The 1,922-nt window shown below is 66.6% G+C and carries 1 protein-coding gene; it reads left to right on the top strand.

Annotated elements, in window-relative coordinates:
* Nucleotides 1-244 precede the first annotated feature (244 nt).
* A complete protein-coding gene (locus PLL68_RS14495) occupies nt 245-1,552 on the top strand; it encodes an ISL3 family transposase (RefSeq protein ID WP_324535292.1) in 1,308 nt (435 codons plus the stop codon).
* The last annotated feature ends 370 nt before the right edge of the window (nt 1,553-1,922 follow it).

The following is a 1,922-nucleotide window of genomic DNA, read 5'->3' as shown; positions in this document are numbered from 1 at the left end:
CCCAGCGGATCTTGCACCAAGTCGCCCGGGTCGACCGATCGCGCGAAGTAACCCGGCTCTTCGAACTTGACCGGGCACGGGTGCCCTGCGTGGTGACGCGGTAGGGCCCGTGACCTCGGTGATCATGGCTGTTGTCAAGGCAGTTCATGGTCACGAAGGTGAGGTCACGGGCTTGGTTCAGCGTACGCAAGTTCAGGCAGAGTGGGAGGACACGACAGGGCAGCACGCGACACTGCTCCTGGGGTTGGAGGGCCTGGCTGTGCAGCAGGTCGAGCTCGACGACGATGGTGCCCGGGTGGTGCATGTGCTCACCGACGACGAGAGCGCGGCGGGGTGCCCGCAGTGTGGGGTGCTGTCGACCTCGGTGAAGGGCCACGCCATGACCCGGCCGCGGGATGTGCCCTACGGGCAGGCCCCGGTGCGCCTGGTGTGGCACAAGCGGCGGTGGCGGTGCATGGAGGCCGCGTGCCCTCGAGCCTCGTTCACCGAGTCGTTGCCGGCGGTCCCGGCCAGGGCCAGGCTGACCACGAGGCTGCGCACGGAGTGTGGTGCCGGGATCGCGAACCGGTTCTCCTGCGTCAGTGCCGGCGCGGACTACTACGGGATGTCCTGGCCGGTGGCGCACGCCGCGTTCGTCGCGCACGCCGACCCGGTCCTGGCGCAGCCGCTGCCGCCGGTGAAGGTGCTCGGCATCGATGAGACCCGCCGTGGGAAGCCGAAGTGGGGCCGCGACCCCGACACGGGGCGCTGGGTCGTGGTCGCGGACCGGTGGCACACCGGGATCGTCGACGCCGCCGGCACCGGAGGCCTGTTGGCTCACATTGACGGTCGGACCGCGGCCAAGGTCGCCGAGTGGATTGCGGAACAGCCGGATTCGTGGCGGGCCGGGATCACCCATGTCACGATCGACCTGTCCGCGTCCTACCTGCGCGCGGTCACCGACGCCCTGCCCCACGCGGTCGTCGTCGCCGATCGTTTCCACCTGGTGCGGCTCGCGAACGACATGGTCACCGAGGTCCGCCAGCGCGCCACGCGTGAGGTGCGTGGCCGCCGTGGTCGTAGGCGTGACCCGGAGTGGGCCGGCCGCCGCAAGCTGCTCATCGCTCATGAGCGCCTGGACGATGCCGCGTTCGTCAAGGTGTGGAACAACCTGATCGATGCCGGCGACCCCGGCATCGAGATCCTGCACGCGTACACCGTCAAAGAGAACCTCCGCGCGCTGTTGGCGCTGTCCGGGACCAACCCCGAACGGGCCCTCATCCGGGCCCGGCTCTGGCGCCTGTACGAGCAAGCAGCCGCCTCATCCTCACCCGAGGTCCACCGCTTCGCCGCGACCATCGAACAGTGGTGGCCAGCGATCGAGGCCGCGATCACCACCAACTACTCCAACGCCCGATCCGAGGGCTACAACCGCCTCGCGAAGCACACAGGACGCAACGCGTTCGGCTACCGCAACGTCGAGCACCACCGCCGCGCCATACGCTGGGCCTGTACTCGTCAACACCGACGAGCCTCAGCTGCGATCAGCGAGGTGCCCGGTCAAGTTCGATGAGCCAGTAACCCGCAACGAGGTCGTGCAGTCTTCGCTGCACCTCGATATTTGCGCGGGGCGCACCAGCTGGAACTGATGCGCCCCCGGAGAGGCATCTGCGGGAACAGCGCACTCTCAAGAGGCGCGCATCCCGACGGAAACGAAAACGACGGGGGCCACCTCAGTCACCGACCCTACTTTGCACAACCTCGACGTAGCCGCGCGATTGTGCAAAATGCCCCGCAGACGGTCGTGTCATCTTGGCTGCGCCTCGACAATTGTCGAGATGCACTGAATCTTGGAAGAATGTCGAGATGCACTCAAAACTGTAAGAAGTTGTCGAGATGCACTCAAAACTGTAAGAAGTGCTGCTGATTCCATGAATTAGCCG

It is taken from the genome of Ornithinibacter sp. (genome assembly GCF_035443565.1).
In the GTDB taxonomy this organism is placed as follows: Bacteria; Actinomycetota; Actinomycetes; order Actinomycetales; family Dermatophilaceae; genus Fodinibacter.
The sequence above is the reverse complement of the archived record's forward strand: the minus strand, read 5'-3'. Positions and strand labels throughout refer to the sequence as shown.